This window comes from Glycomyces sp. NPDC046736, from assembly GCF_040645615.1.
In the GTDB taxonomy this organism is placed as follows: Bacteria; Actinomycetota; Actinomycetes; order Mycobacteriales; family Micromonosporaceae; genus Glycomyces.
In genome coordinates this window covers 216,163-241,373 of sequence record NZ_JBEYYO010000004.1, presented here as the reverse complement: position 1 = coordinate 241,373, position 25,211 = coordinate 216,163, and the positions used below count along the sequence as shown (strand labels likewise).

Below are 25,211 nucleotides of genomic sequence, written 5' to 3'. Positions count from 1 at the left end.
AGCGGACAGTGATCACCAGGTCGAGAGCCGGTTTCGTCAAGGCGACGTTTCCAGCAGAACTAGAAAAATCGAGACTTTCGGCCTCCGCGCGATCCGATTCCGCAGCCACACGCCGAATCACCGACATCACCTGGATCAGGGGGTACAGGGCATGGATACACGCGAAAGTCCGAATCGAAGCCGACAGGTCCACGTCTCCGAGCGGACCCTGCACATCATGCAAACCGTGCTGGCGAATCCGGGCCGCACGACCAAACAACTACGCCGCCTGCTCACCGAGGGCGGCGACGTGATGTCCGATCAGACGCTCCGCACCCACCTCGACGTCCTCACCGAAGGAGGCTGGCTCATCCGCGACGTCTTCCGGCAATACAACCCCGGACCCACCGTCGCCGGAGGAGAACCGCTGGTCCGGGGATTCCAAACCGTACTCGACCACCTCCGCAAGGCACCGCACGGCCTGACACCGACCGAGCTCGCCGACGAACTCAACATCAACCTCTACTCAGCGAAGTCCGCGATCGGCATCGGCATCGAGTTCAACGTCATCACCGAGACCGCTGCTGGCAGCGGTAGGTTCCGGCTTGACTCTGACGGGATGCTGCTGCCCGTATGCACCGCAAGCGACAGCGAGATCGACGCCGTGCTCGCCGCCTTCGTCGCCAGCTCGGGCCGCGACGCGGGCCTTTTCACCCTCTCTCAGGAAGAGGGACTCGTCATCTCGCATGTCCACCAGGACCCGGACGGCTCCTCACGCCTGGCCGACACCAGTCCCAAAGCAGCTCACGCCACCGCCGGAGGCCAAGCCGCGCTGGCCTGGCTCGACGAGGTTCAGCGCACGCGGTACCTGCGCACCCATGGAATGGAGCAGTACACGCCGAAGACGATCACCTCGATGACGGAGCTGGAATCGGTGCTCGTTCGTGAACCGGCCCACATCTACGCCTCCGCCGGTCAATACCGCGAGTGCTGTACCTGCCTCGCAATCCTCGTCCACAACGGCGCTCGCACCGACGAACGCATCGCACTGACGACCTCAACCCACATCGACACGCCAGTACCCGACATGCGCATCCTCGAAGCACATCTCTACCGTGCAGCCACAGCGCTGTCCAACCTCATCGACGGGCCACTCCGTCGCACGGACCCATCACCGCAATGACTGCGGCAATCCGGATGATGAGGATCGACTTGTGGAATCTTCGGCTGATGCCTCCCAGGTGCAACGCGATGTGATCGACGAGCGTTCGGTCCTCATGGTCGTTGGTGGTGACGACGTACTACTGGGCTGACCGACACAAAATGAGCTGGTTTCAAGTTCCGCAGTAGCCACTCGTCGCACTTCCGGTCGTCTTCGATGGGTGCGGCATGAGGATGTTCCTTGGGCGGTGGGGGCGATGTCTGTCAATTCTGGGCCAGGCGAGCCGGGTCTTCAGACGGCTGCCGTTCAGCCTGGGGGTTCTGCACGCCTGGCGCGGACCGTACGCTCAATCGATGACCTCGCCCTCACCCCCGGCGGCCGACTCCTCACCTCCTGAGGAGTCTCGCCCTGACTGGATCTGGATCGCAGCACTCGCCCTCGCCGGGATCATCTGGCTCGTCCTCGTTCTGTACTTCGCCTTCATCGATTTCCTTCCCGATCCCCTCACCGAGAACGCAGGCTTTACCAAGCGGGAGGTTGCCGCACAGGAGCTCGCAATCGCGCGGATGAAGGCGCAAGCGCTGCGCAACGCTTTCGCTATCACCGGCGGCCTCGCCGTACTCGTGGCCTTGGCCGTGACCATCCGCCGCCAGATCCATCACGAACGCGCCACCGCCAAAGCCCAGGCCGATGAACAGCGCCGGCAAGAACATCTCGAGGATGAGGCGCGCCAACGCCGAGAAGAAGAGCGACGCCGCCAAGCCCACATCGAGGAGGACGCCCTGCAGCGGCGGATCACCGACTCCCGGGTCCGCGCAGTCGAGCAGCTCGGCTCAGGCCACCCCGCCGTGCGCATCGGCGGCCTTCACAACCTTGAAAGCATTGGACAGCTCCACCCTGAACTCCGCCAGGTCGTGGTCGATGAGGTCTGCGCCTACCTGCGCCGCGCCTACAACCCACCGACAACGACACCGCCCACACCACTTTCGGCACGGCAGTTCGAGCCCATCGGCCCCCCACCCGCCGAGCTCGGGGAGAGCGACGACGAGGCAGAAGTCCGTCAGACCGCCCAGGAGATCTTGCAACGCCACCTCACCCCTGACAGCCCAGGCATGTACTGGGAAGAGCACACACGACTGAACTTGCGAGGCGCCAACCTCGACACCGTCGACTTCCGCAAATGCCACCTCAACCAGGCCGATTTCACCGGCGCCACCTTCACCGGCGACGCGGCCTTCGAGAACGCCGCCTTCACCAACATCGCGCGATTCAGGCACGCGACCGTCAGCGGCGTCGCGGTCTTCGACAATGCAACCTTCAGCAGGACCGCGCGATTCGACAACGCGACCTTCACCACGAGCGCGCAATTCAGGCACGCAACCTTCATGCACGACGCGCTCTTCGCGGACGCGGCCTTCACCGGCAACGCGGCCTTCGACAACGCCACCTTCACCAGAAACGCGCACTTCTCAAGCGTGACCTTCACCGGTGAGGCGGTCTTCAGCCATACGACCTTCAGAGGTGTCGCGGTCTTCGAGCACGCGGTCTTCAGTGGCATCGCGTACTTCGGGGACGCCGCCTTCACCGGCGATGCGGTCTTTCTGGGTGCGAGTTTCACCGGCCACGCGGCCTTCGCGGACGCGATCTTCAGCGACAACGCGCTTTTCTCGGTCGTGACCTTCACCAGCGACGCGATCTTTGCGGACGCGGCCTTCGGTGGCGACGCGGGCTTCAGGGGTGTGACCTTCACCGGCGACGCGGGCTTCAGGGGTGTGACCTTCACTGGCGACGCGGGCTTCAGTCACGCGACCTTCGGCGGCGATGCGCACTTCATGGGCGTGAACTTCCGCAAGGGCGGGTACTTCATAGGCGCAACCTTCACCAGCAATGCGGATTTTGGAGAGGCTGCCTTCAGCAATGACACGCGCTTCGAGGACACGCAGTTTCAGGGTGCGTTCCATGGGAGCCAGTCGACCCTAGCTGAGGCGTTGCGAAGGTGCGGGGTTCGGCTGCAGCTCGGCCTTGGGCACGACCTTCCCCACGGGTGGGGTCTTGTTCCCGACCCGGTCAGCCCCGGATGGGGACGCCTCGAGGCAATGCCTGCCGCAGGGTGACGGGGAACGTGAAGCAGGCCCATAGGTCGCCTAGGACAGCCCGCCCGACGGCGGCGAGCGCAGGTTCTCCAGTTTCGTGCGGACATGCTTGGAGCTGATTCTCGATGCGGTGTCCACCGCTCGGTATCCTTGGAGGCAGGCTTCTTCGAGTTCGCCTCGCAACATCCGGACTTGTGCGAGCCCAAGCAGGTCGAGTGAAAGCGCTCGGAGCTTGCGAAGGTCCCGAGCGGCGATGGCAGTTTCGATCGACTGAGCCGCTTCGCTGGCGAGGTGTCGGTCGTCTTACTCCAGTTCGAGCAGTCGGGTATCGGTGGTTCCTACGAACTCTGCGTCGTCAAAGGAGCTGCCGTCATCGCCGCTGGCATCCGCGTTCCGGGGGCGCGGTCGGTGGCGCTGCGAAATTGAGTGAGCTCTCCGAGGCAAGATTTCGCCCAGGCGTGTCGGGTTTGCACTTTCGCGGCGAGCTGGTCAATCTGAGCGAGGACAGTGCGCAGGTGAGGTCCGCCTCCTGTGTGTTCGTTCCAATTGCGGTAGTGCGTTGCCAATACTTCCAGCTGGTCGAGTTCCGTTTCGCGGAGCGCGGACCGGCTTCCTTCGATCAGGAGCGGCGCTGCGATAAGGAGCGGCATCGCCGCGACCTCGAGCTAGAACAGGGCTCTACGCCGCATGTCGTTCTCCTCTGCGAGCCGTCGGCGTTCGCTGTTGACAACCTCCGCAAACGCCGTTGGCGGATCGAGTCCGAAGCGATCCTGATCCACGCAGCCGAGCAGGGCCGCGTCTGAACTTGTTTCCTTCAGCGGGGCCACTGAGGTGGGCGGCGGCCCCGCCCCTTAAGCGCAGAGCAAGTTCCCGGCGGGCGTTCTTGAGACGGACAATCTGAGTAGTGCGGTGTATTCGCTAACGACGCAGAGCGTCCGCGGGCTGAATTCGAGACGCGCGCCAGGCGGGCCACAGGCCGGCAAGGACACCGACTGCAAGTCCGACTCCCGGCGCGGCGAGCATCAGCCACGCGTCCATGATTGCCGTCCACTGCTTGGCAAACGCGACTCCTACAACACCGAACACACCGAGAGATACTCCGACCACTCCGCCAACGCAACCTAGCATTCCGGATTCCACCATAACCTGTATAAAGATATGTCTCCCCTTGGCGCCCAATGCACGTCGCAAGCCGTACTCGCCGATGCGCTCAGTTACCGCCACTAGGGTCGTATTCGCGATTCCAACGAGGCCGATAAGCAGGCAGATGCCCGCGAGCGCGAGGAACAGCACCCCCAGGTCGGTGTTGACATCTTCTGAGAGGTGCGTGGCGTCGTAGACCGCAGGCACCTCGTAGCGGTCGGGACGAGCGGGATCGAGCGCGACCGCCAACTGCTCAGCGACGCGAGGCGCAGCCCCGTTGCGGGTCTCGATCAGCAGGCTGCGGGGCAACGTCTGGTCGCCATGAAGGTCCTCGTCTGCGGCGAGCGGTATGACCGCGGTCAGAAGCATCTCATCGACACGGCGTTCGACATCATCATAGATCCCGATGATCGTGAAAGGCGAGCCGTCGATGTACACGGAGGGTTGCGCGCCGAGATCATTAACACCCATCCGGTTCGCAACTGAACTGGAGAGTAGCGTGACGCGTTCCCGCCGATTCTCGTGACCGTGATCGAACAGTCGCCCAGTCACCAAGCGCGGATTGACGATGTCTAGGGCCTCGGGGCTCGCAGCAACGAGGCCGACCACGCCTTCGGCCTCCGCGGCGGCATTCACGGTCACCGCTGCCTCGTTGCCCGGGACATAGACACCTGCGGCCTCGACACCTTCCACACCCATGATGCGGGACACGGCCTCAGTTCCGAAGGGATCGCCCTCGGCACCAACTTCAGCGGACATGTCACCCGCCACCACCTCGGTGGCCTTCATTGCGTCAAAGCGTTCAGAAATCTGACCAGTGGCGGTAGAGGTCAGGCCCAGGACAACCACGAAGGTACCAACACCGAGGACGGTTCCAAGCGCAGTGAGCGCGGCGCGCATCGGCTTTGCGAGCATCGCAGCCCCAGCTTCGCCAGTCAGGTCGCCGAACCTGACCCTCCTCCTCATCGCTGCCCGACCACGACATAGTCCCCGATTTGAACTTCGGCTGAGATGACCTCGATGTATCCGTTCCCGGTAGCTCCGAGCTCAACCACGATCTTTTCGGAGCCGTCGCCATTCTGCCGGAGCACTGAGGTGGTCCCGTCAGAGGACGTGTAAACAGCGGTCTGAGGCACGGCCATGACTTCCGCCTCGGTCGTGGAAAGTACTACGGAGAGCCAGACCTCCGTCCCCGCCCAAGCTTCCGGCACTTCAGCTTCGACGTGAAGAACCGGCAGCAGCGTCTCCTCTTGTCCTTCTACGGCTTTGGGCTGTTCAATTGCGGAAACCGTCCCCTCAATCTCCTCCCCATTCCCCGAGAGCAGCACCTGCATCCCTGGTTCGATCTTCTCCGCGTCAACCGGGTTGACCTCCGCATGCACCCCTAGGTTGCCCTGTGCTAGGGACATCAGAAGATCTCCAACGACGACAACGTCATTCTTCGTGGCTGAGACCGAATTGACCTTCACCGGCAATTCTTTGGCGAACACCACTTCGCTAAGAGGAAGCACAGCCCCTGACGTCGCTTTAAGATCTGCCAGAGTCTCTTCCGCAGAATCTAGTCCTGCCTCGGCATCAATCAGAGCCGCTTCAGCGCCCGCGATCGCTTCATTGTCACGGGGTTCTGCGACTTCTGCACCTCGCAGCGACGCCTCAGCACTGTCGTGAACGCGCTCGGCATCTTCCACGGCCTTAGTGGCGGCGTCGAGCGCCTCGTGGTCTCCGGCCCGCAAGGCTTCGTATCCTCGGTCCTCATAAAAGACCTCGACGGCCGCAGCGGTCGAAGAACCGTAATGGCCGGTGATGTCGACTTGATATCCGAGGCTCTTGAGAGCGGCCTGAAGCTGTGAAATGTCGTCGCCATCCAAGCCTGGCCGCATGTCCCTGTATGCAAAGGACTCCCCTTCAAGGAGAAACACGGGCCGCTCGGAGACCGCGACGAGCATTTGGCCGTTCTGGGCTTCCTCACCGGCCTCGACGCCGACTGAGGACACGACGAGTCGCCCGGCGCCGGCGACTTCGGCCGCGAGAACCTGAGAGCCGGACTCAAACCCTGCGCTACCGCTCAGTTGTAGCGTCTCCTGCAACACTCGGGACTCGACTTGCGCAAGGACCGTCGAATACTCTGGAGCAGCAGCATCGGCTGCCACCTGGTCGGGAGACTTGATGCTGCGGCCCAAGATGAAGGCCACAGCCGTCAATGCAACACATCCGGCAACAACATAGCTCAACGTTGCGGAACGACCTCGCCAAGCTTGGGTTTTCACTATCGACCCCGCATTCTCCGCATTAGTAGTCGAGGTCGAGTCTCGTTGCCGCTCATCGGGCGGTGATCCCTTCATACCGCTCGATAGCTGCCTCCATCCAAGTAAGCTCCGCGTTGAGCTGCTGGGCGTTGATGTCGGAGAGTCGCTCCTGGAATGCATTGTCGATCTGACCGATCACGCCAAAGATATTGGTTTCGGCTTTGCACTCGACATCATCAAGGGCCGTCTGCAATTCCTCGTCAGATGGCGATTCAGATGTGGTTCGCGCGAATCGCTGATCCAGGGGAGGCTCAAAATAATTGCCGTACTCGTATCCTCTGTTCTTCATACATTCAGTCCAATCCGAAAGAACCTCCTGCACGTCCTCCTCAAAAACAGACAACCCCCAAGCCTGTTCCAGAAGCAACTCAACAAGGAGTTTGCCGTCATCGGCGAGAGGATTTGAACCGACAGTGGAGTCCGCGTCGACGGCAGCCTCCGCTTCATCAAGACATCCTCCGGTCCAGTCCCCTTCAACGTCCGCGGTGCCAAGAACGACCGAAACTACCTCCTCGCTCCAGCCCTGCGCCGTCACTTCTGCCAGAGGGTCGACCAAACGATACGGTTCGTATCCCGATTCACCGGCTTCCTCAGCAGTTACCACCCCGTACAAGAAATCAGCACGGAAGTAGCCTTCGACCATATCGCCCGGCAGTTCTGATGGCAATCCGACTCCATGCTCACTCGCGCACTCCTCCACTAGCGCGTTCACTGCAGCGACCCGCGACTCAACAAATCCTTCCAAGTAGAATCCATCGATCAATGGTTGACCTAGCGGGTGGAACGACTCACGCTCTTGATATTCGGATCCTCCTCCAGCCGAATCACTCGAACAAGCGGCGAGCATTCCACCCGTAGCCAGCACTAGAACACCTACTACTCGTGCCCACTGTCTATTCATTCGTGTCACTTGCTTTCAGATAGTTTCGAATCTACGATCGACTAACTGGTCAGGTATCGCTATCCGGCAGCGACATCTTCGTACCTTCGGACCGCCGAATCCATCCAGTTTCTGACCTCTTCTATTTCTATTGACCTTTCCTCAATCAATTTGATCTGATATCCGGCTTCTATTGCATAGAGCCTTCCGACAAGATTGATCTCGTGTTTACATTCGACATCGGCTGTCGCGGTTTCTATTTCCTTCCGTGTAGGTGCGCCGTTCTCGCGAGTGAAGGTGCCCAAAGGGTCATCCCAGGATTCGTATTCGTATCCTTTGCCGCTCATACAGTCCGCCCAATCCGCGTTGACTTCGTCAACGCGGTCGTCTTCCTCGAATCTTGCAGAGGCCGAGAGAGTTATCCCCTGGATGATATCGGGGTCCCCACTGAACATCGACATGGAAGCCGGGGTATCATCGCCTTCAAGTTCGACATAGGCCTGGGCAATACAGCCACCTTCGGGGATCGCCACACCATTGAAGGATTCCGGATCGTCTCCGAGAGCGTTTGGATCTACATCAGATGTCGATTTTCCTTCACTTCCCCACATTACGAGATCGTGGGATGGAGTGAACTGGACACTCTCGTCAAACTGCTTCTTTTGTTCTTCGAAATAGACGGTGCTCGGATTTATGTACCCGAAGTTCGATGCCTCGTCCATACTGTCGACACCAAATCGTCGATAGGCATGATGGTCCCAGCGGTTGTCGCGGCTATCGTCAGCACGGTAGGCGGGTGCCGGATAATCCAGACCAAATCGACTCATACATTGCACGAGCAATGCATCGAGTGCGCGACTCCGCGCTCGCTCGAACCCAACCATATCGAGCCCCTGGTAAACCGGCCAGGTCAACTCGATGGTGCTTTGCGCCTCCGGAGTCTCTACCGTCGGGATTTCCTCGGCACTGTCGAGAGAGCATGCACCGACAATACACAGCAACAAGAGTGCAGTGCAAAGGCCAGCTATTCGACTTGATCGTGGCATCACATCTCCTAAAACGCGACGCCGGGCGTGGATACCACCCGGCGTCGCGGAACTCATTGCGCTAGCTGAAGTCGTACCAGCTCATGCCGGAGATTCGGTTGTCGAACTCTCCGTCCTTATACTCGGTCAAGTTCCAGCTCGCCCCGCGGTAGACTTTGAAGTACCAGCCTCCTTGATCTTTGTGCTGCCAGAACTTGTTGTCGTAGGAGTTACCGCGGCACCTGAGTGCGCTCGCTCGGTTGTCGGCGTTGTAGCCGTTCGTTGTACCGTTAGTGCTGCGGTAGGTGTAGTTCGCGTAGTTGGAGATCGTTCCGGCCTGGTCGACGACCCCGCCGCTCTGGCTGGACAGGCGCCACTGGCAGCCCTCACCCGATTCGCAGACACCGTTGAGGCTTTCCGCGGACGCGGCGGTCGCGCCTCCGAGCACCAGCCCCGTGCTGGCGACCAAAACAATCGCCGCTCTTGCAGCGCGGTGTAGTGTGTGTTTGATGCCGTTCGAGGTCATTGGAATCCTTTCATCGATCGGCGTCGCTTCGCGGTCGGTTGGAGGTCCAGTCCGGCCGACCGCTCAGTCTGTTTTGTGCTGACCCCAAGCACTCTGCATGGCAAGCGTTCAGCCGTCAAGAGGCATGTCACCAACCGGACCTCCGCCGCAAGCCAGCGTCGATATCTGTGCGTGAAGATCCGTGTACCCCATCAAAGGAGCGGAGTGGCTACACTACGGTCAGCAAACTTAATGGAGGACCTCTTGAACCCCCTTGAAAACTTCAGTGCCACGCTTCCCCTTGCGCCCAGGGAGGTCGAACTCATCGAGCGACTTCTCACCGGTATGACTCGAAAGGCCATCGCCAGGAGAGAAGGTGTGACGGAGCGGCAGATGCACCGTCGGATCGGTGAACTCCGAGACCGGCTTGGCGTTCGCAACGACATGCAGCTCGCAGTTCTGGCTGACCGCCTCGGGCTTGTCGGCGATCAGTCCATCCCCGCCAACCGTTGTAGGCAATGCATAGCCACTGAATCCTTTGATTCTGGGCCCCATGGGATTTCCCACGGTGGGACAAGGGCCGACCGTGAGTTATTCGGCTGGGTGGCGTTCTACGCCCGGCGACACCGCCGTGTTCGCGCGGGTCGCGGACGCTGCGCCGTGCGAGAGCGGCCGCGCCCTGATCGAGCTGGACGGGGTCGGCATGACCTACGCCGGGCCGCCGCCGGTCGAAGCGCTCAAACCGGTCGAGCTGCGCGTCGCCGATGGCGAGTACGTCGCGATCGTGGGCCCCTCCGGTTCGGGCAAGTCGACGCTGCTCAACCTCCTGGGCCTCCTCGACGCCCCCACTGCGGGCACCTACTGGCTCGACGGCCACGACACCTCGAAGATGAAGGAGGCGCACCGCACGCAGTTGCGCGCGGGCAAGATCGGGTTCATCTTCCAGTCGTTCCACCTCATGGCCCACCGCACCGCCACCGAGAACGTGGCCATGTCCCTGGTGTACCAGGGCATCCCGCGCCGCAAACGGCGCCAGATCGCCCGCGAGAAACTCGAACTCGTGGGCCTGTCCCACCGGCTCGACGCGCTCCCGACGACCCTCTCCGGTGGTGAACGCCAAAGGGTGGCGATCGCCCGTGCCCTCGCCGCCGGGCCGAGCCTGCTGTTGTGCGACGAGCCCACGGGCAACCTCGACTCGAAGACCGCCGACGCCATCATGTCCACACTGGACGAACTGCACGCCGAGGGCCTGACGATCCTGATCATCACCCACGACCACGAGGTCGCCGAACGCGCCCAGCGCGCGGTCACCATCCGCGACGGCAGCCTCCGCGAAGGCAACCACATCTCGGCATGGGCCGAAAGAGGATGTCAGCCCCTCGACCCAATGTGGGCGCCTACGAGATAGTGACGCCCTGTTCGCTGATCGCGTGAACGGCAAATGTTTCACGATCACTTCTTTCTGTTGCGAGTTCAACCGAATGCATATGACCTGGGTCAGGCCTGGTCAGACTCCCAGCGGAGCACGTCCCCTGGCTGGCATTCGAGGACGCGACAGATCGATTCAAGGGTGCTGAATCGGACCGCCTTGGCGCGACCATTCTTGAGGACTGCGACGTTCGCCGGGGTGATGCCGACTGCCTCCGCAAAGTCGCCGACGGACATACCTCGCTTGACAAGGAGGACATCCAGGTCCACGACGATTGCCATCAGATCACCTCGGCGATCTCAGACTTGAGCTCGATCGCCTTGCGCAATAGTCCGCGCAAGATGATGACGAGGAGACCGAAGGCAATACCCACTCCGACACACAGGATCATTGCGTCGAACTCGTCGAACACCCCGATTGGACCTCGGACTCGGCCGGTGATGGCCGAGTGGAGGGCTACCCCGCCTGCCAGTGCGACGGCTGCGCCGGTCGCCCATATGACAGCGTCGACCCAGCGAAATGCCTTGGCAGTAAGGATGGTGTCACGTTGGATGAGATTGAGGAGCATCCAGGATGAGAAGAGTATGACCTGAACACAGACGAGGCCGAGTACGGCTGCGGCCATATAGGCGTAGAGCCGGTACGAAATGCCCTCGGAACCGGGGTACCCCGAGGGGTCCACACTGGGGATGAGAATGAGCTGGCCGTAGAGACTGAGCAGAAACACGCCGCCGAGCCCGAGCCGCACGATGATGAGAGAGATCGCCTTCATGCATCGATTATCGTTCAAGTGTCATCGAAAGTCAATGGATATCGATCGAAAATCAATAGATTTCTACTCTCGGTCTTAGTGAGTCATCGTCACTGAGAGTGTGCGCGAGTTGGAGCGCGATGGCGCCGACGCGCCCCGGCCGGGCCGGCCCTTCGCCGACCGGGTGCTCCTAGCCGTCGCCTACTGGCGCACCAACCTGACCATGCGCCTGCTCGCACCGCTACTCGGGATCTCGAAATCGGCCGCCGACCGCATAATCGACGACCTCGGTCTCAAACTCGCCCTCCGGCCGCGCAGGCGCTTCGCACCCGGCACGGTCCTCATCGTCGACGGCACGCTCGTCCTCACCCGCAACCGGGAACTACCGGTACTCGACCAACCACCAAGTCGTCATCGACCCCGACACCCAACTGGTCGTCGCCCTGGTGGACACCCCGCTGCCAGGTAACCGCGACGGCGGCTACATCGCCACTAGTGCGATCAGCCCTCACTGCCGCCGCCCCAACGAGGCCTTTCCTGCCTGGAAGAAGCAGCACAACGCCTCACGTCAGCGCCCGCATCGAGTACACGTGCGCGCGGATGACGAGATGCCGTCAGTTAACGCTGAAATCTGACATTCATGCTGAAACTACTGCGGTATGGCGTGGTCTTTACCCCGCCGGCCCTCAGGAGGGTGCGATGGCATTGGATTCGGTTGCGACCGAGGGCGTTCCAGAGTAGACGGTGCGGCTGGTGTCGGCGGCGTTCTCGAAAGGGACGCTGGCGATCCGAGTGCGAGAGGTGCTCGGTCCGGTGTTCGTTGATGAATGGTTCCGGTCGGCGTTCTCGGGAACCGGGCGGCCGGCGATCGCACCGGGGCGGATGGCGTTGGTCTCTGTGCTGCAATGCATCGAAGGGCTGTCGGATCGCGCCACAGCCGAGGCGTTCGAGCGAGACCGGATCGATTCGATCGCCCGGGGTCTGAACCGGACGGAATTCGTCGCCGAAACGCTGCGGCTGGAATTGGAGGCGCTGCCGGCGGCCGCGCGGAAGTAGCTCGCCGAGCGGATCGATGCCGACCAGCAGCAGCGATATGCGCGGCCGATTGATCAGTGGCGGCTCCCGACCAACGTCGCCGAGGTCGACCGTCCTCGCCGACACTGGCTACATGAGCATCCCCAAGGTCTTCGACGCCTCCGCGCTCAGCGTTGAGTTCCTCGGTTCCATACGATCGGCTAGCTAGACAGGTGACCAGTTCGGGCACGATGCCTTCAACATCGATTGGGATACCCGGACGGCCAAGCGCCCCGGCGGGCACCGGCCCCACAGCTGAAACGCCGGTGTCGACCGCGCCTGACAGCCAGTCCACTGGATCAGACAGTTGGCGGCGACATGCGCCCCGTGCCCGCTCCGCTCGGCCTGCACCAAGGCCACCGGCAACAGCAAATGGGGCCGACTGCTCTCCGTTCTGCCCCAACGCGAATACCAGGCTCTCGCCGAGCATCGGCCAGGAAGCCACTGCCGAGTGGCAGGAGCGGTATCACCGACGTGCGGGGATCGAGGGAACCATCAGCCAAGTCCTGCGACGGATCCGCATCTGCCGCAGCCACTAAAAGGGTCGGATGAAGACACATATTCGGCATTGCTTCGCCGCCGCGATCGACCTCATCCGCCTCGACGTCTGGGCCTAGGGACACCAGGCCGCGATGACCAGAACAACACACTTTGCCCGTCTTCAACCGAAAGGACTGGAACCTGCGTTAACCGACAGCATCATGAAGACCTGGAAGATCCTGCGCGATTGCCGCCTCCGCGGCAACGGCATCGCGGTCGCGATGAGCAGCACCGCCCAAATGCACAACCTCGCCCGCACCGCCTGAACCACACCGAGCTGTCACACCCATCCACACGATCAGCATCTCCCGCAACTAATAACGGGACAACATCTAGCTTTCGTTCGTCATAGGTTCGCGTCCGGCTCGAACCTGGTTGCCCCATCGGGCTCGACGGTGATGGTGAGGTGGTGTAGTTCGGGGTGGCCCCATGCCCGCCAGCGCATGTACTCGCCTTGAATGGTGTTCCAGAGATCGGCACTGCCGCGTGTCGCGTCGGTGCTCACGACCACCTGTCGGCCTTGTGTGTCGCCGAAGGCTGACCGACTGGTGTCGAGTTGCAGTTGTATGAGGTCGGGTCGCACCGTGTGGAGGAACATGTGGAACGGCCTCCCGTGGACCTGCTCGGGGACTTCCGCTGTGGCGCCGGGGGTGTCGGTCAAAGCGTCGAGGTTGAGCCCGGTGGTCGGGGCTGGTCCTTGGGCGGTGTCGCGGGCGGGCATGAATGCGGCGACGCCTTCGAGGTAGCGCCCCTGAGCGCCACCGTCCGCGTTCTTGGTGAGAACGGCGCTGCCGTAGCCGATGTTGACGACCATGCGGGCCCTGGTGCGGCACTGCGCCAGCCACGCGGGTGGGATCGTGCTGGTCTCGCACGTGGCGATGAGTCGGTCGTAGGGCCCGCCTGCGGCCCAGCCTTCGCGGCCGTCACCGACCGTCAGAGCAGGGTGGTGGCCCTGTTCGGCCAGGACTTTCCGGGCTCGTTCGACTAGGGCGGGGTCGATGTCGATGGAGAAAACCTGGCCTCCTCCGGCGATCTTGGACAGGAGCGCGGTGTTGTACCCGGTCCCGGTGCCGATCTCCAACACCCGTTGCCCGGGTTTGAGGTCGAGTGCTTCGAGCATCCGTGCCATGATCGTCGGTTGTGAGGACGAGCTGAGCGCGATGCCGCGCTCATCGACTTTCGTGACCAGGGCAGCGTCTGAGTAGACCACTTCCAGCCAGGCCCGGCGCGTATCGAGATCGGTCGAGTCGCTCAGGAAGGTGTTGACTCCGGTCGCGTCGCGGACCCAGCATTCGGGGACGAACGCGTGTCGGTCGACCCGGCTGAAGGCGTCGTAGACGCTCGGACTGGTGATGGCTCCGGTGCCGCCGAGAAGTTCGGCGAGGGCGTCGGGTGTCATCAGGTGGTGCCTCCTTTAGTGAGTGCTTCGGCGATGGCCGCGGCGATCGGCAGTTTCGTGTCTTGCTCCACGAATCCCCATTGGCCGTTCGTGTTGGCCTCCAGGAAGATCCAGCGTCCTTGGTCGTCCACGATGAAGTCGAACGTGGAGAAGACAAGTTCGAGGTGGTCCATGAAGCGGCGCACCGATTGCTCAACGGCGGCCGGGACTTGGATGACGCTGAGCCGCACGGAGTCGTAATCGCGCCGCCAATCGAGCCGGGCCGGGTCGCTTCCGGCGTCGATGCGGGCGGCGAACATGCGGCCGTCGACCACGGTCAGACGAACCTCGTACCGCTTGGGGATCTCCTGTTGGAACTGGTGAAGAGCGTACGAGACGGCCTCGGCCTCGGTGCGGATCTCGTCGGCGGTGGTGCGTGTCGTGTAGATCGCGCCGCCTTCGACGCGCGGGGTTCCAGCGAGGGTCTTGTAGACCACGGGGGAGTGTTTGGTCGCGAACTGGGCGGCCCGACTGCCGTTGTTGGTGACGGTCGTGGCTGGGACTTCGAATCCGGACCTTGCGGCGGCTTCGAGCTGTATGGGTTTGTTCGAGGCCCACATGGCGAGCCGGGGGTGGTTGATCCAGCGGCACTGGCGCAGGCTCATCAGGACGCCGCCGAATCCGGCGCGGACTTCTTCGGCCGCCCAGGCGGCTTCGGCTTCACTCATGCCTTCGGGGCCGGTCCATGTGGTTGGCCTGCGGTAGTAGATCGAGCAGATGTCGGACAGGGCCAGCTCGCGTCCTTTGAACGCGAGTCGGCCGTACCAACGGCCGTTGTCGAATCGAGCGTCCAACTCGACCGACCGGCCGGTGTCACCGGGGTTGAGCCGTAGGACGGGCACTTCCATTTGTTCGAGTGCGAGGACGACGAGGTCGGCGGTGAGGTCGGCGCGGTGGGTGAGAACGAGAACGGTCATGGTTGCCTCCAGGGACGGCGGGGAACGGCCGAAGCCGCCCCCCGCACTGGGGTTGATCTAGGCTTCGCGGTCGGTGAACTCCTGGGAGTCGTAGACGGTGTTGTACGGGGTCCGCTCGGCCACCTGGTGCGCCAGCGGGGCACCCTCGACCACCGTCACCTGCCGGTCGAAGTCGTAGGTCCCGCCATTGACCGGCTTCATGACCGTCGCGGTCGCGGTGGTGCGCTGCGCCCCGAAGGTGCTCGGGGTAGCGATCGCGGCACTGATGCCGACGCCGGGAACCTGCGCGGCGGCGAACGAGTTCGTCTCGAACATGTCGTATTTCTCCTTGTCGTGTTTGATCTTGCGATTGGGGTGAGTCCAATGCCCGGGGAAGCGGTCGGCGGCCTCGGTTACTTTGAGGAGACAGCGTTGTGGTCGGCGCTGTCTCCTCCGGCATCGGGCAGGCGTGCGATAGTCGAGGGATTCACGAGGCCACTCCGGACAGATGGTCGAGCAGGCGAAGCCACGCATAGACCAGGACCCAAAACGACACCGCGAGCGCGGTGACTCTCCAGGTGACGCGCATCGCGCGTCGCACTCCCAGGAGCAGCCAGAACACCCCGAGGTAGGACCCGGCGCAGATCACGGCGCTGAGGGCGGCCAGGGCCAGCGGCGGCGTCTGGGCGGGGACGACAACGAAGTACACGCCCAGCGCGATCATGGCGACCCCGTTGGCGATCCCCAACGCGGCGAACGGGCGGTCCTGCCACCGGTCGCCTCCGGCGGCGTTCGTCGCGCCGGCCTGGGTGCGCCAGACGTGTTGGGCGTGCGCGAGGATGACCTGCCGCCACGTCTCCAGTCGGGCACGCTCGCTCGCGTTCACCCACGGGTAGACGACCAGTTCCGGTGTGTCGGTGTGGAGGCGTTGGAGGCTGGCGAGCGGGTCGGAGCCGCCAGGGTGGCGCAGCAGCATCGTAGCCGAGAGCGGTCCACCGTATCCGGGGTCGGTTTCGGCCTGGTCGAGGGCGTAGCGGAAGTGGCCGAGTGCCAGGGTGGTTGTCATGCTGCCGCCAGGGGAATGAGACAGTCCGGGGTTGTGCACGGGCCGCTGGTCGGGTGGTGTCGGGAGGGCCCGGTCCCGAGGGCGCGGACGAGGGCGTGACCGCTGTTGGTCAGGTCCACGTGGCCGCCGCCCACGACTTCGGCGGCGGTCAACAGTGAGGCCAGTTCCTCGATCGCGTCGCGGACCTGCCGGGCGGGCGCGGTGTGCTCGCGTAGACCGATCCAGTTGCCCTCGTTGGTCCATGCGGCTGTCACCTCCCCGGTGGGGGTGACGGTCACGGTTCCGGCCAAAGCGTCGGCGTGGTGGACGCTGTCAGTCCAGATTCCGAAATGGTGTGTGCCGTGCTCGTCGGCGCGGTGGTCGATGGCGAACCGGTACCCGCCGTCAACGGTGAGGCGCGCGATGCGGTCGGCGACGCGCCGAACATGCTGGACAGAAGGTCGGGTTTGACGCTCCGGGAGGTTGGCGATGGCGGCGGTGACGCTCGGATTGGTGTCGGGGTCAGCGGACGGCTGCTGCATGCGAGGGCTCCTGTCAGATGTCGAAGAATTTGGAGGGGGTGGCGAGACCTCGGCATCGCTCTGAGGTAGAGCAAGTACTGTGCGTCCGCGCTCGGTCAAAGGGCAGCGAACTTCAGTCGCCTGGCGGCGGGGTGTCGCGTACCTCTAGGGCGGCGGCGATCAACGCCTCACGGGCGCTGCGCCCGGCAGGGTCGGACCGGTCCACCCCGAAAACCTCGCGATAAGTCCAGGAGTGGTACAGCACGGTCGTGCCCGAACGCGGCAAGACGGTGATGTTCGCGACGAACCGGTGCTGTACTTCGGGGTCGGTGACCGTGACCAGCGCGGGGCTGTACACCGTGAACGTGAAGTCCCGGTCCGCGATGCGACGTGTACCCACCAAAGGGCGTGCCGTCTGGGGCGGATCGAGATCCGCGACCGGTGGTGGGTTATTGGGCATCGGCAGGCCCCTCCCACACGCGGGACTCGTTCAGCAGGCCCGCAACCGCTACGTCGACTTGCCAGTCGAAGTAGGCCGCGTCGATCTGCGCCTGGGCGTCCTCAGTGAGGAGCGTGTCCCAGTTCGACGGCAGCGCGAACCTTGGACGGTCCCCGTCGAGTCCGGACGCCGAGGCCAGGTCCCGTCCCCGGTCGGGGTCCGGATGCACGCGGGAGACGACGACCGCGCCCGCCTCGGCCACGGCGTACACCCGATAGCGATGCACCCCGCCGCCGACCTCCAACTCGAACTCACCGATCCGGTGCCGACTCATGCCGCTCACTGGGTTCGGCCCTGCTGGAGCATCGCTCGTCGTCGCAGGCCCGCAGCTCGGTCGATCGCAATCGCTCGGAGGTCCTTGGGCCAGGAGCTGGGGACGATCGTCCATTCAGCGTTCACTGGGTCGAGGCCGATCACGACCGCGATCCGCGGGTACAACTCAGGGTGGGTCAGTGTGAACGTCACCCGCTCCGACGCCAGATCAGCGCGGTAGGGTGCGCCGGAATCCTCGGGAAGGGCCGCTTTCAGCAGGCCGAGCCTCGGCACCCAGAACTCGCCGATGCTGACCACCGCTTCGGGTTCGGGTGCTTCGCCCTCCTCCGGCTCTGCTACCTCGGGTGCGTTGCTCATGACGCCCCCCGTTCGCGGTCGTGCGCGACAGCGGCAGCGGCAGCGGCAGCGGCAGCGAGCATCGTCTTGGAGGCGTCGAACAGGCCGGGGATAACCTCGGTGTCGAGAATCGCTAGACGCGGAGGTTGGATGGTGCCGTTGTCGATCCGGTCGACCTCACCGACCAACGGCCAGTCCACGCTCCAGGGCGAGATGCGCACCAGTGAGTCACCATCGCATGCGGTGAGCCGCATCGTCAGCCCGGTGACCGCCGTGTCGATCGAGCGGACCGTGCGCTCGATCGGTTGGGACGGCGCGCGCGGAGCAATACGATTCGCTTTTCCAGCGGCGTGAACAGTCTCGGCCACGACCGCGTCGGCGGCTTCGACCATTTTGGTTCCGGTCTCGTTCATCCGCTCCTCCAGCCCTCTAGGCGGTGTGGTCTGGGAATGTCTGTCACAGTCCCTTCAGGAGAGCGTCAGTGCGACAGCCTCCGTCATCATCAAACCCTTGGCGTCGAGAAGGATCGAGCGCATCAACCGTGAAAAAACCGGGAAGAAACCGGGAAAGACCAGCTTGACCTGCGCAGATAGCCTTGGGATGATAGATCGCAGATGGAGGCGAAACATGACACAGCGACGTATTGGGCTGATCAGAGCGCGCAAACTCTGTGGTCATACCCAGGAAAGCCTCGCCAGGGCACTTGGAGTTGAGCCGACGACCATACGCAACTGGGAATCAGGGAGGAGAGAACCACAACCCGCCTTCCGGCCAGGTCTCGCAGTAGCACTCGGCCTGAGCCTGGCCGACCTCGACCAGGCGCTTACTCCGCCCGAGACCGATGGTGTCGTCAGTGAGCGTGCCGGAGAAGAGAACTTGCAGCTGCAGGCCGCGCTCAGCGCGACCGGCAGCGGACACCGGGTTGACACGTCGATGGCCGCATCCCTACACGATCGCGTGCGCGCCCTCTGCGACCAATACGACCATGCGCCTTCAGCACTGCTGATTTCCGAAGCCGCGAACCTGCACGGTCGCTTGGTCAACCTCCCAACGCAAACCACGGACGATCGAGCGCGAAGGCGCCTGCATCACGCCGCCGCTGAAGTCTCGATCCTGATGGGACAAGTCCTGTGGGACGCATCCGCACGGCGCGACCAGAGCGGGCCACTGGGCTATTTCACCAGTGCCGTTCACCATGCAGAAGCCGCCGCAGAACCGGACACGCTGGCACTGGGACGTATCCGTGCTGGCATGGTCACCCTCTATGGTCAGCACCGTCCCGACCGAGCGGCGACCCAGTTCGACCAAGCGTCACGAGACTGCCAGGCGCCCATCGCGGCTTTCGCTTTGCTTCACGCAGCAGAATCCTTTGCGTTCGCGAACCAACGCGCTGCTTGTGAAGCGGCACTGGAGAGTGCCGAAACCCTAGCCGGCCATGTGGATCCAGCCGACCCGCATGCTGAACTCTGCTCCCCTCGGACCTTCGCCAGAATGGCCGGATCCTGTATGCTCCAGCTCGACGCGCTTCCTGACGCCATTCGACTCCTCAACGGAGCATGGGTGCAGCGTAAGAAATCCAACGCGATCGTCCTCAGCAATCTCGCCGCGGCCCACACCCGCCAGGGCGACCTCGATTCCGCGGCCGCACACCTCCACCTGGCAATAGATGAGCTGGAGCGCACGCGTTCAGGAGGCGGTATGAAGGCCGCGGCTACTGCCGCTCGCCAGTTGCGCCTGCGTGGCTTCCCTCGCGACGGCGAGGTCCACGACAGGCTGATCAGCCTCATGGCATCCTAGGGAGCACCAATAGGGAGGCAGCGATGAGTGGCTCCGAGAGCAAACAGCAAGTGCGCGAACGCATCTGGCACATCCTCGATTCAAAGCAGGCGGTCGCTACCGAGGCCTTCGGTCGAATTCCAAACTTTCACGGAGCAGGAGCGGCCTCGAACAATCTTGCGACGCTGCCCCAGTGGCGAGCAGCCACGGTAGTGAAAGCCAACCCGGACAAACCCCAGGCACCCGTGCGAGAACTCGCCCTCGCAACCGGGAAGACCCTGTTCATGGCCGTCCCCAAGCTCGCCGAGGCAAAGCCGTTCTACTACCTCAATCCGCTGTTGGAGGAACATCCACCACGGGAAGCCGCCACGCCTGTCACCGCTAGTGAGTACGCGCCAACGGTTGAAGTCGACCAGATGAAGCCGATGGGGCACATCGACTTCATCATCACCGGATCCGTCGCGGTCAACCCCAACGGCGTACGTATCGGAAAAGGCGCAGGATACGCCGACTTGGAAGTCGCGATCCTGACCGACGCCGGCCTCGTAGACGACCGCACCGTGCTCGCCACCACCGTGCACGACCTCCAAGTCCTCAATGAGGACCTGCCCGAAGAACAGCACGACTTCCGCTTGGACCTGATCATCACACCTAGCAAGATCATCGAATGCCCGAAGTCGTCTCGCCCATACGGTCTTGACTGGAGCCGCATCCCGCTAGAAAAAATCGAAGCGATCCCAGCCCTTGCAGCACGACGCCCAAGCTGAACTGCGAGGTTCGCCAAATACTCCGACCGTGTTCGCTACGTTCGCCGGATCAAGTACTCCTGAATGAGCTGGTGCCGGAATTGATAGGATGCGCCAACTTGCCGCAGAACACCTCTTCTATGCGCGTCCTCGAGAAATTCAATGAAGTTCCGTGGCAAGTTTTTGCTCCACTGCCCCGAGGCGACGAGCAGTGAGATCTTGTATCTCGGCCATGGGTTGTCATGATAGAAAATTCCAAGCAATGCGGCGCTGAGACCGAAGGCAGTTGCGAGTACGATCGCTCCTTGCCAACCTATTAGCGGCAAGGCGATGCTCGCTACGATAGTAAACCCAACTGCAAAAAATGAAGAGCATGAGAGAATCGTTGCTGAACGTCCATCGCGAACTGAAGCTCTCGCGCTTGAAAAGTTCCTTGCCTCGTGCGCTGGAGTTGCAAATATTCTACCAAATTGGCCGATAATTCCGAATACGTAAACCCATATAGTAACTATGACTCCGAGAATAAGTCCGCACGCCGTTACAACGATCGAGTCTCCGAGAGTGATGTCGGTTGGTTTGTCACCGAAAAGGTGTTCGCCCAATCCGCCGAAGAATGCAGCTAGGAACAGTCCTCCAATACTCGATCCGATGATCCAGAATCCCGCGCTCGAATTAACATAGAGCATGGCCTGTCGGAAACTCTTTGAACTGAATCCGATCTGAACTGGAATTTTCTCGCGCGATTTATTAATGAGAATAGTCGGTAGACCGAAGAGTAGTGCAAACGGGCCTGACATAGATATCACGACCAGGAGTCCCGCTACCAATGAAGACAGCGCGATCTCAAGCCCTCGGGCATGCGCGTGCTGGTACATGTCCTGGAAACGAGCACGTCCACGTTCCATTATTGTCGCAAACTCACCAGTTGTTTCGACATCCGGGACAATTTGTGTGTATGCGAGAATCCCTCCGAGAATCAACCCAGTAAGCATGCAACTTGCGACCGCAAGGACTGCGGATTCAATTCCTCCTACCCAAACTCGATGTCGCCGGATCGTAGGCAGCCTCCACCAATCGATGCTGCGGTCATCTCGTTGGAGATGCTCAGCAAGGAAAGTCAGCCACTGAAGCGCCTGTGGCCAACTGTAGGGGTGAGATTTCTTTGAATCTCTCCCCACATGCTTCGCTGCCTTGCCGTACTTGGCGGGCAAAAACCCAGTGATCAGGTGCATCTCTACCTCGTGTGCAAAGTTGAATTGCAGAAGATCCTCGGGATTTGTACTACGGTCTTGATACGACTGCTTGCAAAGAAATGCCATCAGCGGGTTCGTCAGGCACTGGGCGACTGGGTTAAAAGGGTTGGCGATCTCGGACGCAACGCCGTCCCAATGACCGTCATCGAGTTGCCCCATAGTCAAAAATTCTATGACCTCCGAAGGGTCAATAGGCTGCATTGCCATTGCAACCATGTTTGGAGTGGTCAAGCCGATTTGATTGCTGGAGTCGTTTGCAACACATGACTGTGATGTCAGAATGAATGGTATTCCAGATGAGGTTGCTACGTTGTACAGGGCACGCAGCGCGGTTGCACGTAGCTCTTGGGAAGCAAGTTCATCCAATCCGTCCAAGACTGGTACGATTAGATTTTCATCATAGAGTGCCTCAGCAACGGTGCGATCGGAAAGTTTTGTCGCAAGAACGGGAAATCGTTTCGTCGCGCTGGTGATGATCCACTCACGAAATCCCGATACTCCATCCCAGCTTGCCATGTTGAGATACACAGGAAATGGATCAGTTGATTCACTGGAATGACTCAGGTAGTCCGTCAAAAAAATGGCCGCGGAGGTTTTCCCACTTCCTGGTTCACCGACGATATAAAGTCGGCGCGGATGTATGAGATTGTTCCAAAACAACGGCAGGTCTGAGACGGTGATTTCATTCGATTGAAGATGCTTGCGGGCTAGTTTTGATGCACGTGTGTCTCCCAGTTTTTCCAAAAGCGATAGTTTAATTCTGACCGGATTTGGGCGCAATCCAAGAGTGATGGCTTCGGCAGACCATTGTTGCTGGAGAATCCGGCGAAACGAGTCTTGGCAAGTTTCGCGTAGCGCCGCTTCATGGTCCTTCGCTGTCTTCGCATCTCGGCGCGGCATCGTTGCGATTCCAGCGATCGACGAAAGCGCCCCAACGATACCCACGGACGCGGCGAAAACTGTGAGGGCCTTGCTGCTACCGGTTGAACCAGAGATCATCCAAAACACCCATGAAAGCACAGAAATTGCCACGAAGAAGGCGAGAGCGAACGCCAGAGAATTAATGGATGGGCGCTTTACTGTCATTTCTCAAGACTATTTGACTCCGTCAAACTGGTCTAGTACTAAACCCATGAAGGTTGGTTTTGACAGAAGGTGAGGGCTGATCTGGTTCCCTCACGACCTCCGGGACCTTCCGGCCCCGGCCCCGCCGGCCCCTCGGAGGTATTGGGGACCGGCGACGAGGTCTACGGCAACTCTCCGCGCCTGGGCCGCGTCTCTACAAGGTTGGCTCCCGTTTGTGCTGGCCCGCGCCTCCTCCACGAAGCTGCGCATCGAGGCGGCACGGGCGGATGAGCTGACCTTGCCGATCCCGACCAGAAACTGGTCCGTCCACGCGATCAGCAATGGCGCCAAAGGCCTGCGTGAAAATTGGTGGAGCTGTTGTTGTTGAAAGGCGCCAGGGCGGGGCGGCCGCCCATCTAGCCTCGGCGGCAGTTGATCGGCGGCATACGGTTCGGGGTTCGGCGGCGGGACGTGCCCATTGAGTACGGACCATGGGGCCGGGTCTACGACCTCTTCCGCCGCGGGCAGCGGATCCTCACCTGGCTCCAGTCTTTTGCCGACGCGAGCGACGCGATCACGTGGGACCTGAGCGTCGGCTCCACAGTGTGCCGCGCTCGTCAGCATGCGGCCGGGCCTGCAAGCAGGGCGAACCTGTAGAAGGAACCGCCGGACAGTGTCTTCGTTGAGCCCGGAGACCACGGCCTGGGGCGGTCGTGCGGCGGGTGCACCATCAAGCTGCACCTGACCGCCGAACAGGACCACAAGCCGATGTCAATCGTGATCACGGCCGGGCAGTGCCGGGGGCTCGCTGCAATTCGAACCCGTTCAGGGGAAAGCCCGCGTTCCCCGCATCGCATAGGGGCAGCCACGCGTCCGTCCTCACCGGGTCCGCGCCGACAAACGAAGGGCTTCTGGGGCATCAAGCTTTCGGAGGTGCTTGCGCAGCTCTCTACGACGCCAGACGCCTTGCGGTGATCGGATCTAGATTCGGACATTCGCGTTTCTCGGGTCGACAGGCATCTTAGTTTGGACTATTCCAGTAATAATGCGCCTGAATACTTGAAAAGCTCGATCATGGCCCAAACATCTCGAATTTTCTAGTAGTACTGGAAACGTCGACGAAGAATCTGTCTGTTGATTTGTTGATAACTGTTATGCATCTGACAAGATTGGTTACGTCAGTTTCTCATATATATGACGGCTGGCAACTCAGTTGAACCGTCGAGTTGAAGGGACACACAAATGGGCCCCCAGGCTAGTAATCCAAATGATTTCAACGATGCGCTCACAACAGAAAGTGTAGTATTCGGCCTCGATCATAATCTTTACCAGATCGAGATGCCCGGAGACGAGGCATCCATCTTGCGGCAGACACTGAGTGAGTACATCAAGGCAGCCACACGCATTGGCAGTGTGCATTCTCGCCGGAACTCGAAACGTCCTGGAGAGCTTAAGTCGTGGGCCGAACGAAGTGGTAGGCCCGTGCCAGCAGGAGGGTGTTTTCGGGACGTGGTTGGCAGCGACGATCTCTGCTGATATTTCGCCTCTGGCATCAAGCTTTCGGATGTGTCCATGTATCTCTACGGTCCGAATCGCAGCAGTGTCTTAGATAAGCAGCATCCCGAATGATGCGCGTGCATTTGTGCAATCAACGGGGCTAGATGCGTGAAGTAGGGAATAGCGGATCATATCTATCTGCCCTTATGTGAAGTATCATTATGATCACACTCAATCTTCCACTCTCGCTGCATGATGTAAGCAGAATACTGTTCGGCAGTTTCGCGATCGCGATCGTGATGTGGAAGATCGCTGAGATGCTTGAACCTGCCAACGCGGATTTCGCTCCGAAGGGTGGGCGTGGGGGTCGGCGGGCCCTAGCGGGGGTTTCGGTGGCATCGGCAGTTAGCGCGATAGTGATGGCTCAGTTGGTATCGGCCCGGCCTGGATCATCGGTGTTTGTGTTGTTCGCAGCGATCGCCCCAGGTCTAGCATGGATTGACTTGCGTTCGATGTTCTTGCCGTTTCCAATCTTGACAATCATGGCTCTTGCCGCTCTCGTGACCTTTAGCGTCGACGCTTTGTGGTCGGGCAGCGCAAGCCATTTGGTGCGAGCGGTCTCCTCTGGACTTATCGTCGTTGTGGTTGGATGGGCGTGGTGGAAAGGCGCCAGCGACCAGATCGGTCTTGGCGACGTTGCCCTTCTGGGAGTTGTCGGTCTCTACCTGGGATGGTGGTCAGTCCCCGTGTTGTGGACGGGGCTGGTACTGGCGTGCTTGTTGTGGTGGACCACCATCGCGATGGTCCGTCTCGGGCGAAGCAGCACTGGGCCGTACCTTCCACTCGGCCCCGCACTCTTGGGCGGTTGCTGGTGGGCAACGGCACTGGCCGCTACCGGCGGGCTTTGACTAAACTTCCTTCGCCCTGCCTGTATTCGTGAAGACGTTAGTTCGCTATCGTTTCCCATTATCCATAATGG

27 protein-coding genes and 3 pseudogenes are annotated in these 25,211 nt (G+C 61.5%); 13 read left to right on the top strand and 17 right to left on the bottom strand.

All coding sequences use genetic code 11. The features are described 5' to 3' along the window. The first annotated feature begins 217 nt into the window (after positions 1–217). From AB0B28_RS06630 to AB0B28_RS06620, 3 genes are all read left to right on the top strand, one after another. The gene (locus AB0B28_RS06630; protein WP_360117581.1) at positions 218–1,162 is read left to right on the top strand and encodes an IclR family transcriptional regulator C-terminal domain-containing protein; all 945 of its coding nucleotides are present in this window, start codon (positions 218–220) and stop codon (positions 1,160–1,162) included. Between the two features lie 332 nt (positions 1,163–1,494). Further along, positions 1,495–3,255, top strand: a complete 1,761-nt coding sequence (locus AB0B28_RS06625) for a pentapeptide repeat-containing protein (protein ID WP_360117578.1) — start codon at positions 1,495–1,497, stop codon at positions 3,253–3,255. A gap of 437 nt (positions 3,256–3,692) precedes the next feature. Then, positions 3,693–4,037, top strand: a complete 345-nt coding sequence (locus AB0B28_RS06620) for a hypothetical protein (RefSeq protein WP_360117575.1) — start codon at positions 3,693–3,695, stop codon at positions 4,035–4,037. A gap of 115 nt (positions 4,038–4,152) precedes the next feature. On the opposite strand, the gene AB0B28_RS06615 is transcribed toward AB0B28_RS06620, so the two are convergent. The 5 genes from AB0B28_RS06615 to AB0B28_RS06595 all read right to left on the bottom strand — a co-directional run bounded on the left by AB0B28_RS06615 (position 4,153) and on the right by AB0B28_RS06595 (position 9,114). After that, positions 4,153–5,292, bottom strand: a complete 1,140-nt coding sequence (locus tag AB0B28_RS06615) for an ABC transporter permease (protein WP_360117572.1) — start codon at positions 5,290–5,292, stop codon at positions 4,153–4,155. A 47-nt stretch (positions 5,293–5,339) separates the two neighbouring features. Continuing rightward, positions 5,340–6,569 (bottom strand): peptidoglycan-binding protein, encoded by a 1,230-nt coding sequence (locus AB0B28_RS06610; protein WP_360117569.1) that lies wholly within the window; start codon positions 6,567–6,569, stop codon positions 5,340–5,342. A 127-nt stretch (positions 6,570–6,696) separates the two neighbouring features. Beyond that, positions 6,697–7,446 carry a hypothetical protein gene (locus AB0B28_RS06605; RefSeq protein ID WP_360117566.1) on the bottom strand — a complete coding sequence of 250 codons (750 nt, stop codon included), beginning with the start codon at positions 7,444–7,446 and terminating at the stop codon, positions 6,697–6,699. 197 nt (positions 7,447–7,643) lie between these two features. Then, positions 7,644–8,666 (bottom strand): hypothetical protein, encoded by a 1,023-nt coding sequence (locus AB0B28_RS06600; protein ID WP_360117564.1) that lies wholly within the window; start codon positions 8,664–8,666, stop codon positions 7,644–7,646. Between the two features lie 4 nt (positions 8,667–8,670). Further along, complete coding sequence (locus AB0B28_RS06595) at positions 8,671–9,114, bottom strand: hypothetical protein (RefSeq protein ID WP_360117562.1); 444 nt, start codon at positions 9,112–9,114, stop codon at positions 8,671–8,673. A gap of 231 nt (positions 9,115–9,345) precedes the next feature. Here AB0B28_RS06595 and AB0B28_RS06590 point away from each other — a divergent pair. Together AB0B28_RS06590 and AB0B28_RS06585 are read left to right on the top strand one after the other, a co-directional pair. Next, positions 9,346–9,498 (top strand): annotated as a pseudogene (locus tag AB0B28_RS06590) (hypothetical protein); the annotation flags it as partial. 298 nt (positions 9,499–9,796) lie between these two features. After that, on the top strand, positions 9,797–10,501 hold the full coding sequence (locus tag AB0B28_RS06585) for an ABC transporter ATP-binding protein (RefSeq protein ID WP_360117784.1): 705 nt from the start codon (positions 9,797–9,799) through the stop codon (positions 10,499–10,501). Positions 10,502–10,590: 89 nt separating this feature from the next. On the opposite strand, the gene AB0B28_RS06580 is transcribed toward AB0B28_RS06585, so the two are convergent. Further along, on the bottom strand, positions 10,591–10,803 hold the full coding sequence (locus AB0B28_RS06580; RefSeq protein ID WP_360117559.1) for a helix-turn-helix transcriptional regulator: 213 nt from the start codon (positions 10,801–10,803) through the stop codon (positions 10,591–10,593). Further along, positions 10,803–11,294 (bottom strand): DUF2975 domain-containing protein, encoded by a 492-nt coding sequence (locus tag AB0B28_RS06575; protein WP_360117556.1) that lies wholly within the window; start codon positions 11,292–11,294, stop codon positions 10,803–10,805. The genes AB0B28_RS06580 and AB0B28_RS06575 overlap by 1 nt, the downstream gene beginning before the upstream one ends. 118 nt (positions 11,295–11,412) lie before the next feature. Between AB0B28_RS06575 and AB0B28_RS06570 the strand changes: the two are divergent. The 3 genes and pseudogenes from AB0B28_RS06570 to AB0B28_RS06560 all read left to right on the top strand — a co-directional run. Further along, a pseudogene (locus AB0B28_RS06570) lies at positions 11,413–11,876 on the top strand (transposase family protein); the annotation flags it as partial. A gap of 141 nt (positions 11,877–12,017) precedes the next feature. Next, positions 12,018–12,329, top strand: a complete 312-nt coding sequence (locus AB0B28_RS06565; protein WP_360117553.1) for a transposase — start codon at positions 12,018–12,020, stop codon at positions 12,327–12,329. 719 nt (positions 12,330–13,048) lie between these two features. Further along, positions 13,049–13,153, top strand: a pseudogene (locus AB0B28_RS06560) (IS5/IS1182 family transposase); the annotation flags it as partial. An 80-nt stretch (positions 13,154–13,233) separates the two neighbouring features. On the opposite strand, the gene AB0B28_RS06555 reads toward AB0B28_RS06560, so the two are convergent. The 9 genes from AB0B28_RS06555 to AB0B28_RS06515 all read right to left on the bottom strand — a co-directional run bounded on the left by AB0B28_RS06555 (position 13,234) and on the right by AB0B28_RS06515 (position 18,308). Further along, positions 13,234–14,286 carry a methyltransferase domain-containing protein gene (locus AB0B28_RS06555; protein WP_360117550.1) on the bottom strand — a complete coding sequence of 351 codons (1,053 nt, stop codon included), beginning with the start codon at positions 14,284–14,286 and terminating at the stop codon, positions 13,234–13,236. Further along, a complete protein-coding gene (tgmB, locus tag AB0B28_RS06550) occupies positions 14,286–15,242 on the bottom strand; it encodes an ATP-grasp ribosomal peptide maturase (protein WP_360117547.1) in 957 nt (318 codons plus the stop codon). The genes AB0B28_RS06555 and tgmB overlap by 1 nt, the downstream gene beginning before the upstream one ends. Positions 15,243–15,299: 57 nt before the next feature. After that, positions 15,300–15,557: a hypothetical protein gene (locus tag AB0B28_RS06545; protein ID WP_360117545.1), complete on the bottom strand. Its 258-nt coding sequence runs from the start codon at positions 15,555–15,557 to the stop codon at positions 15,300–15,302. 151 nt (positions 15,558–15,708) lie between these two features. Further along, positions 15,709–16,287, bottom strand: a complete 579-nt coding sequence (locus AB0B28_RS06540) for a hypothetical protein (RefSeq protein ID WP_360117542.1) — start codon at positions 16,285–16,287, stop codon at positions 15,709–15,711. Continuing rightward, positions 16,284–16,808 carry a hypothetical protein gene (locus AB0B28_RS06535; protein ID WP_360117539.1) on the bottom strand — a complete coding sequence of 175 codons (525 nt, stop codon included), beginning with the start codon at positions 16,806–16,808 and terminating at the stop codon, positions 16,284–16,286. Before AB0B28_RS06535 ends, AB0B28_RS06540 begins: the two co-directional genes overlap by 4 nt. A gap of 112 nt (positions 16,809–16,920) precedes the next feature. After that, positions 16,921–17,187 carry a hypothetical protein gene (locus tag AB0B28_RS06530; RefSeq protein ID WP_360117536.1) on the bottom strand — a complete coding sequence of 89 codons (267 nt, stop codon included), beginning with the start codon at positions 17,185–17,187 and terminating at the stop codon, positions 16,921–16,923. Between the two features lie 49 nt (positions 17,188–17,236). Then, on the bottom strand, positions 17,237–17,560 hold the full coding sequence (locus tag AB0B28_RS06525; RefSeq protein ID WP_360117533.1) for a hypothetical protein: 324 nt from the start codon (positions 17,558–17,560) through the stop codon (positions 17,237–17,239). A 5-nt stretch (positions 17,561–17,565) separates the two neighbouring features. Next, complete coding sequence (locus tag AB0B28_RS06520) at positions 17,566–17,916, bottom strand: hypothetical protein (protein ID WP_360117530.1); 351 nt, start codon at positions 17,914–17,916, stop codon at positions 17,566–17,568. Next, positions 17,913–18,308, bottom strand: coding sequence for a hypothetical protein (locus AB0B28_RS06515; protein ID WP_360117527.1), 396 nt, complete (start codon positions 18,306–18,308; stop codon positions 17,913–17,915). Before AB0B28_RS06515 ends, AB0B28_RS06520 begins: the two co-directional genes overlap by 4 nt. A gap of 214 nt (positions 18,309–18,522) precedes the next feature. On the opposite strand from AB0B28_RS06515, the gene AB0B28_RS06510 reads away from it, so the two are divergent. Further along, on the top strand, positions 18,523–19,692 hold the full coding sequence (locus AB0B28_RS06510) for a helix-turn-helix transcriptional regulator (RefSeq protein WP_360117524.1): 1,170 nt from the start codon (positions 18,523–18,525) through the stop codon (positions 19,690–19,692). Between the two features lie 23 nt (positions 19,693–19,715). Further along, positions 19,716–20,438, top strand: coding sequence for a 5-formyltetrahydrofolate cyclo-ligase (locus tag AB0B28_RS06505; RefSeq protein ID WP_360117521.1), 723 nt, complete (start codon positions 19,716–19,718; stop codon positions 20,436–20,438). 35 nt (positions 20,439–20,473) lie between these two features. On the opposite strand, the gene AB0B28_RS06500 is transcribed toward AB0B28_RS06505, so the two are convergent. Continuing rightward, positions 20,474–22,756 (bottom strand): hypothetical protein, encoded by a 2,283-nt coding sequence (locus AB0B28_RS06500; protein WP_360117518.1) that lies wholly within the window; start codon positions 22,754–22,756, stop codon positions 20,474–20,476. A 450-nt stretch (positions 22,757–23,206) separates the two neighbouring features. On the opposite strand from AB0B28_RS06500, the gene AB0B28_RS06495 reads away from it, so the two are divergent. The 3 genes from AB0B28_RS06495 (at position 23,207) to AB0B28_RS06485 (ending at position 25,140) form a co-directional block, all read left to right on the top strand. Then, entirely contained in the window at positions 23,207–23,392 is a 186-nt protein-coding gene (locus AB0B28_RS06495) for a hypothetical protein (RefSeq protein WP_360117515.1), read from the top strand. 585 nt (positions 23,393–23,977) lie between these two features. Next, positions 23,978–24,271 carry a histone-like nucleoid-structuring protein Lsr2 gene (locus tag AB0B28_RS06490; RefSeq protein ID WP_360117512.1) on the top strand — a complete coding sequence of 98 codons (294 nt, stop codon included), beginning with the start codon at positions 23,978–23,980 and terminating at the stop codon, positions 24,269–24,271. A 182-nt stretch (positions 24,272–24,453) separates the two neighbouring features. Continuing rightward, positions 24,454–25,140: a prepilin peptidase gene (locus AB0B28_RS06485; RefSeq protein ID WP_360117509.1), complete on the top strand. Its 687-nt coding sequence runs from the start codon at positions 24,454–24,456 to the stop codon at positions 25,138–25,140. Positions 25,141–25,211: the final 71 nt, after the last annotated feature.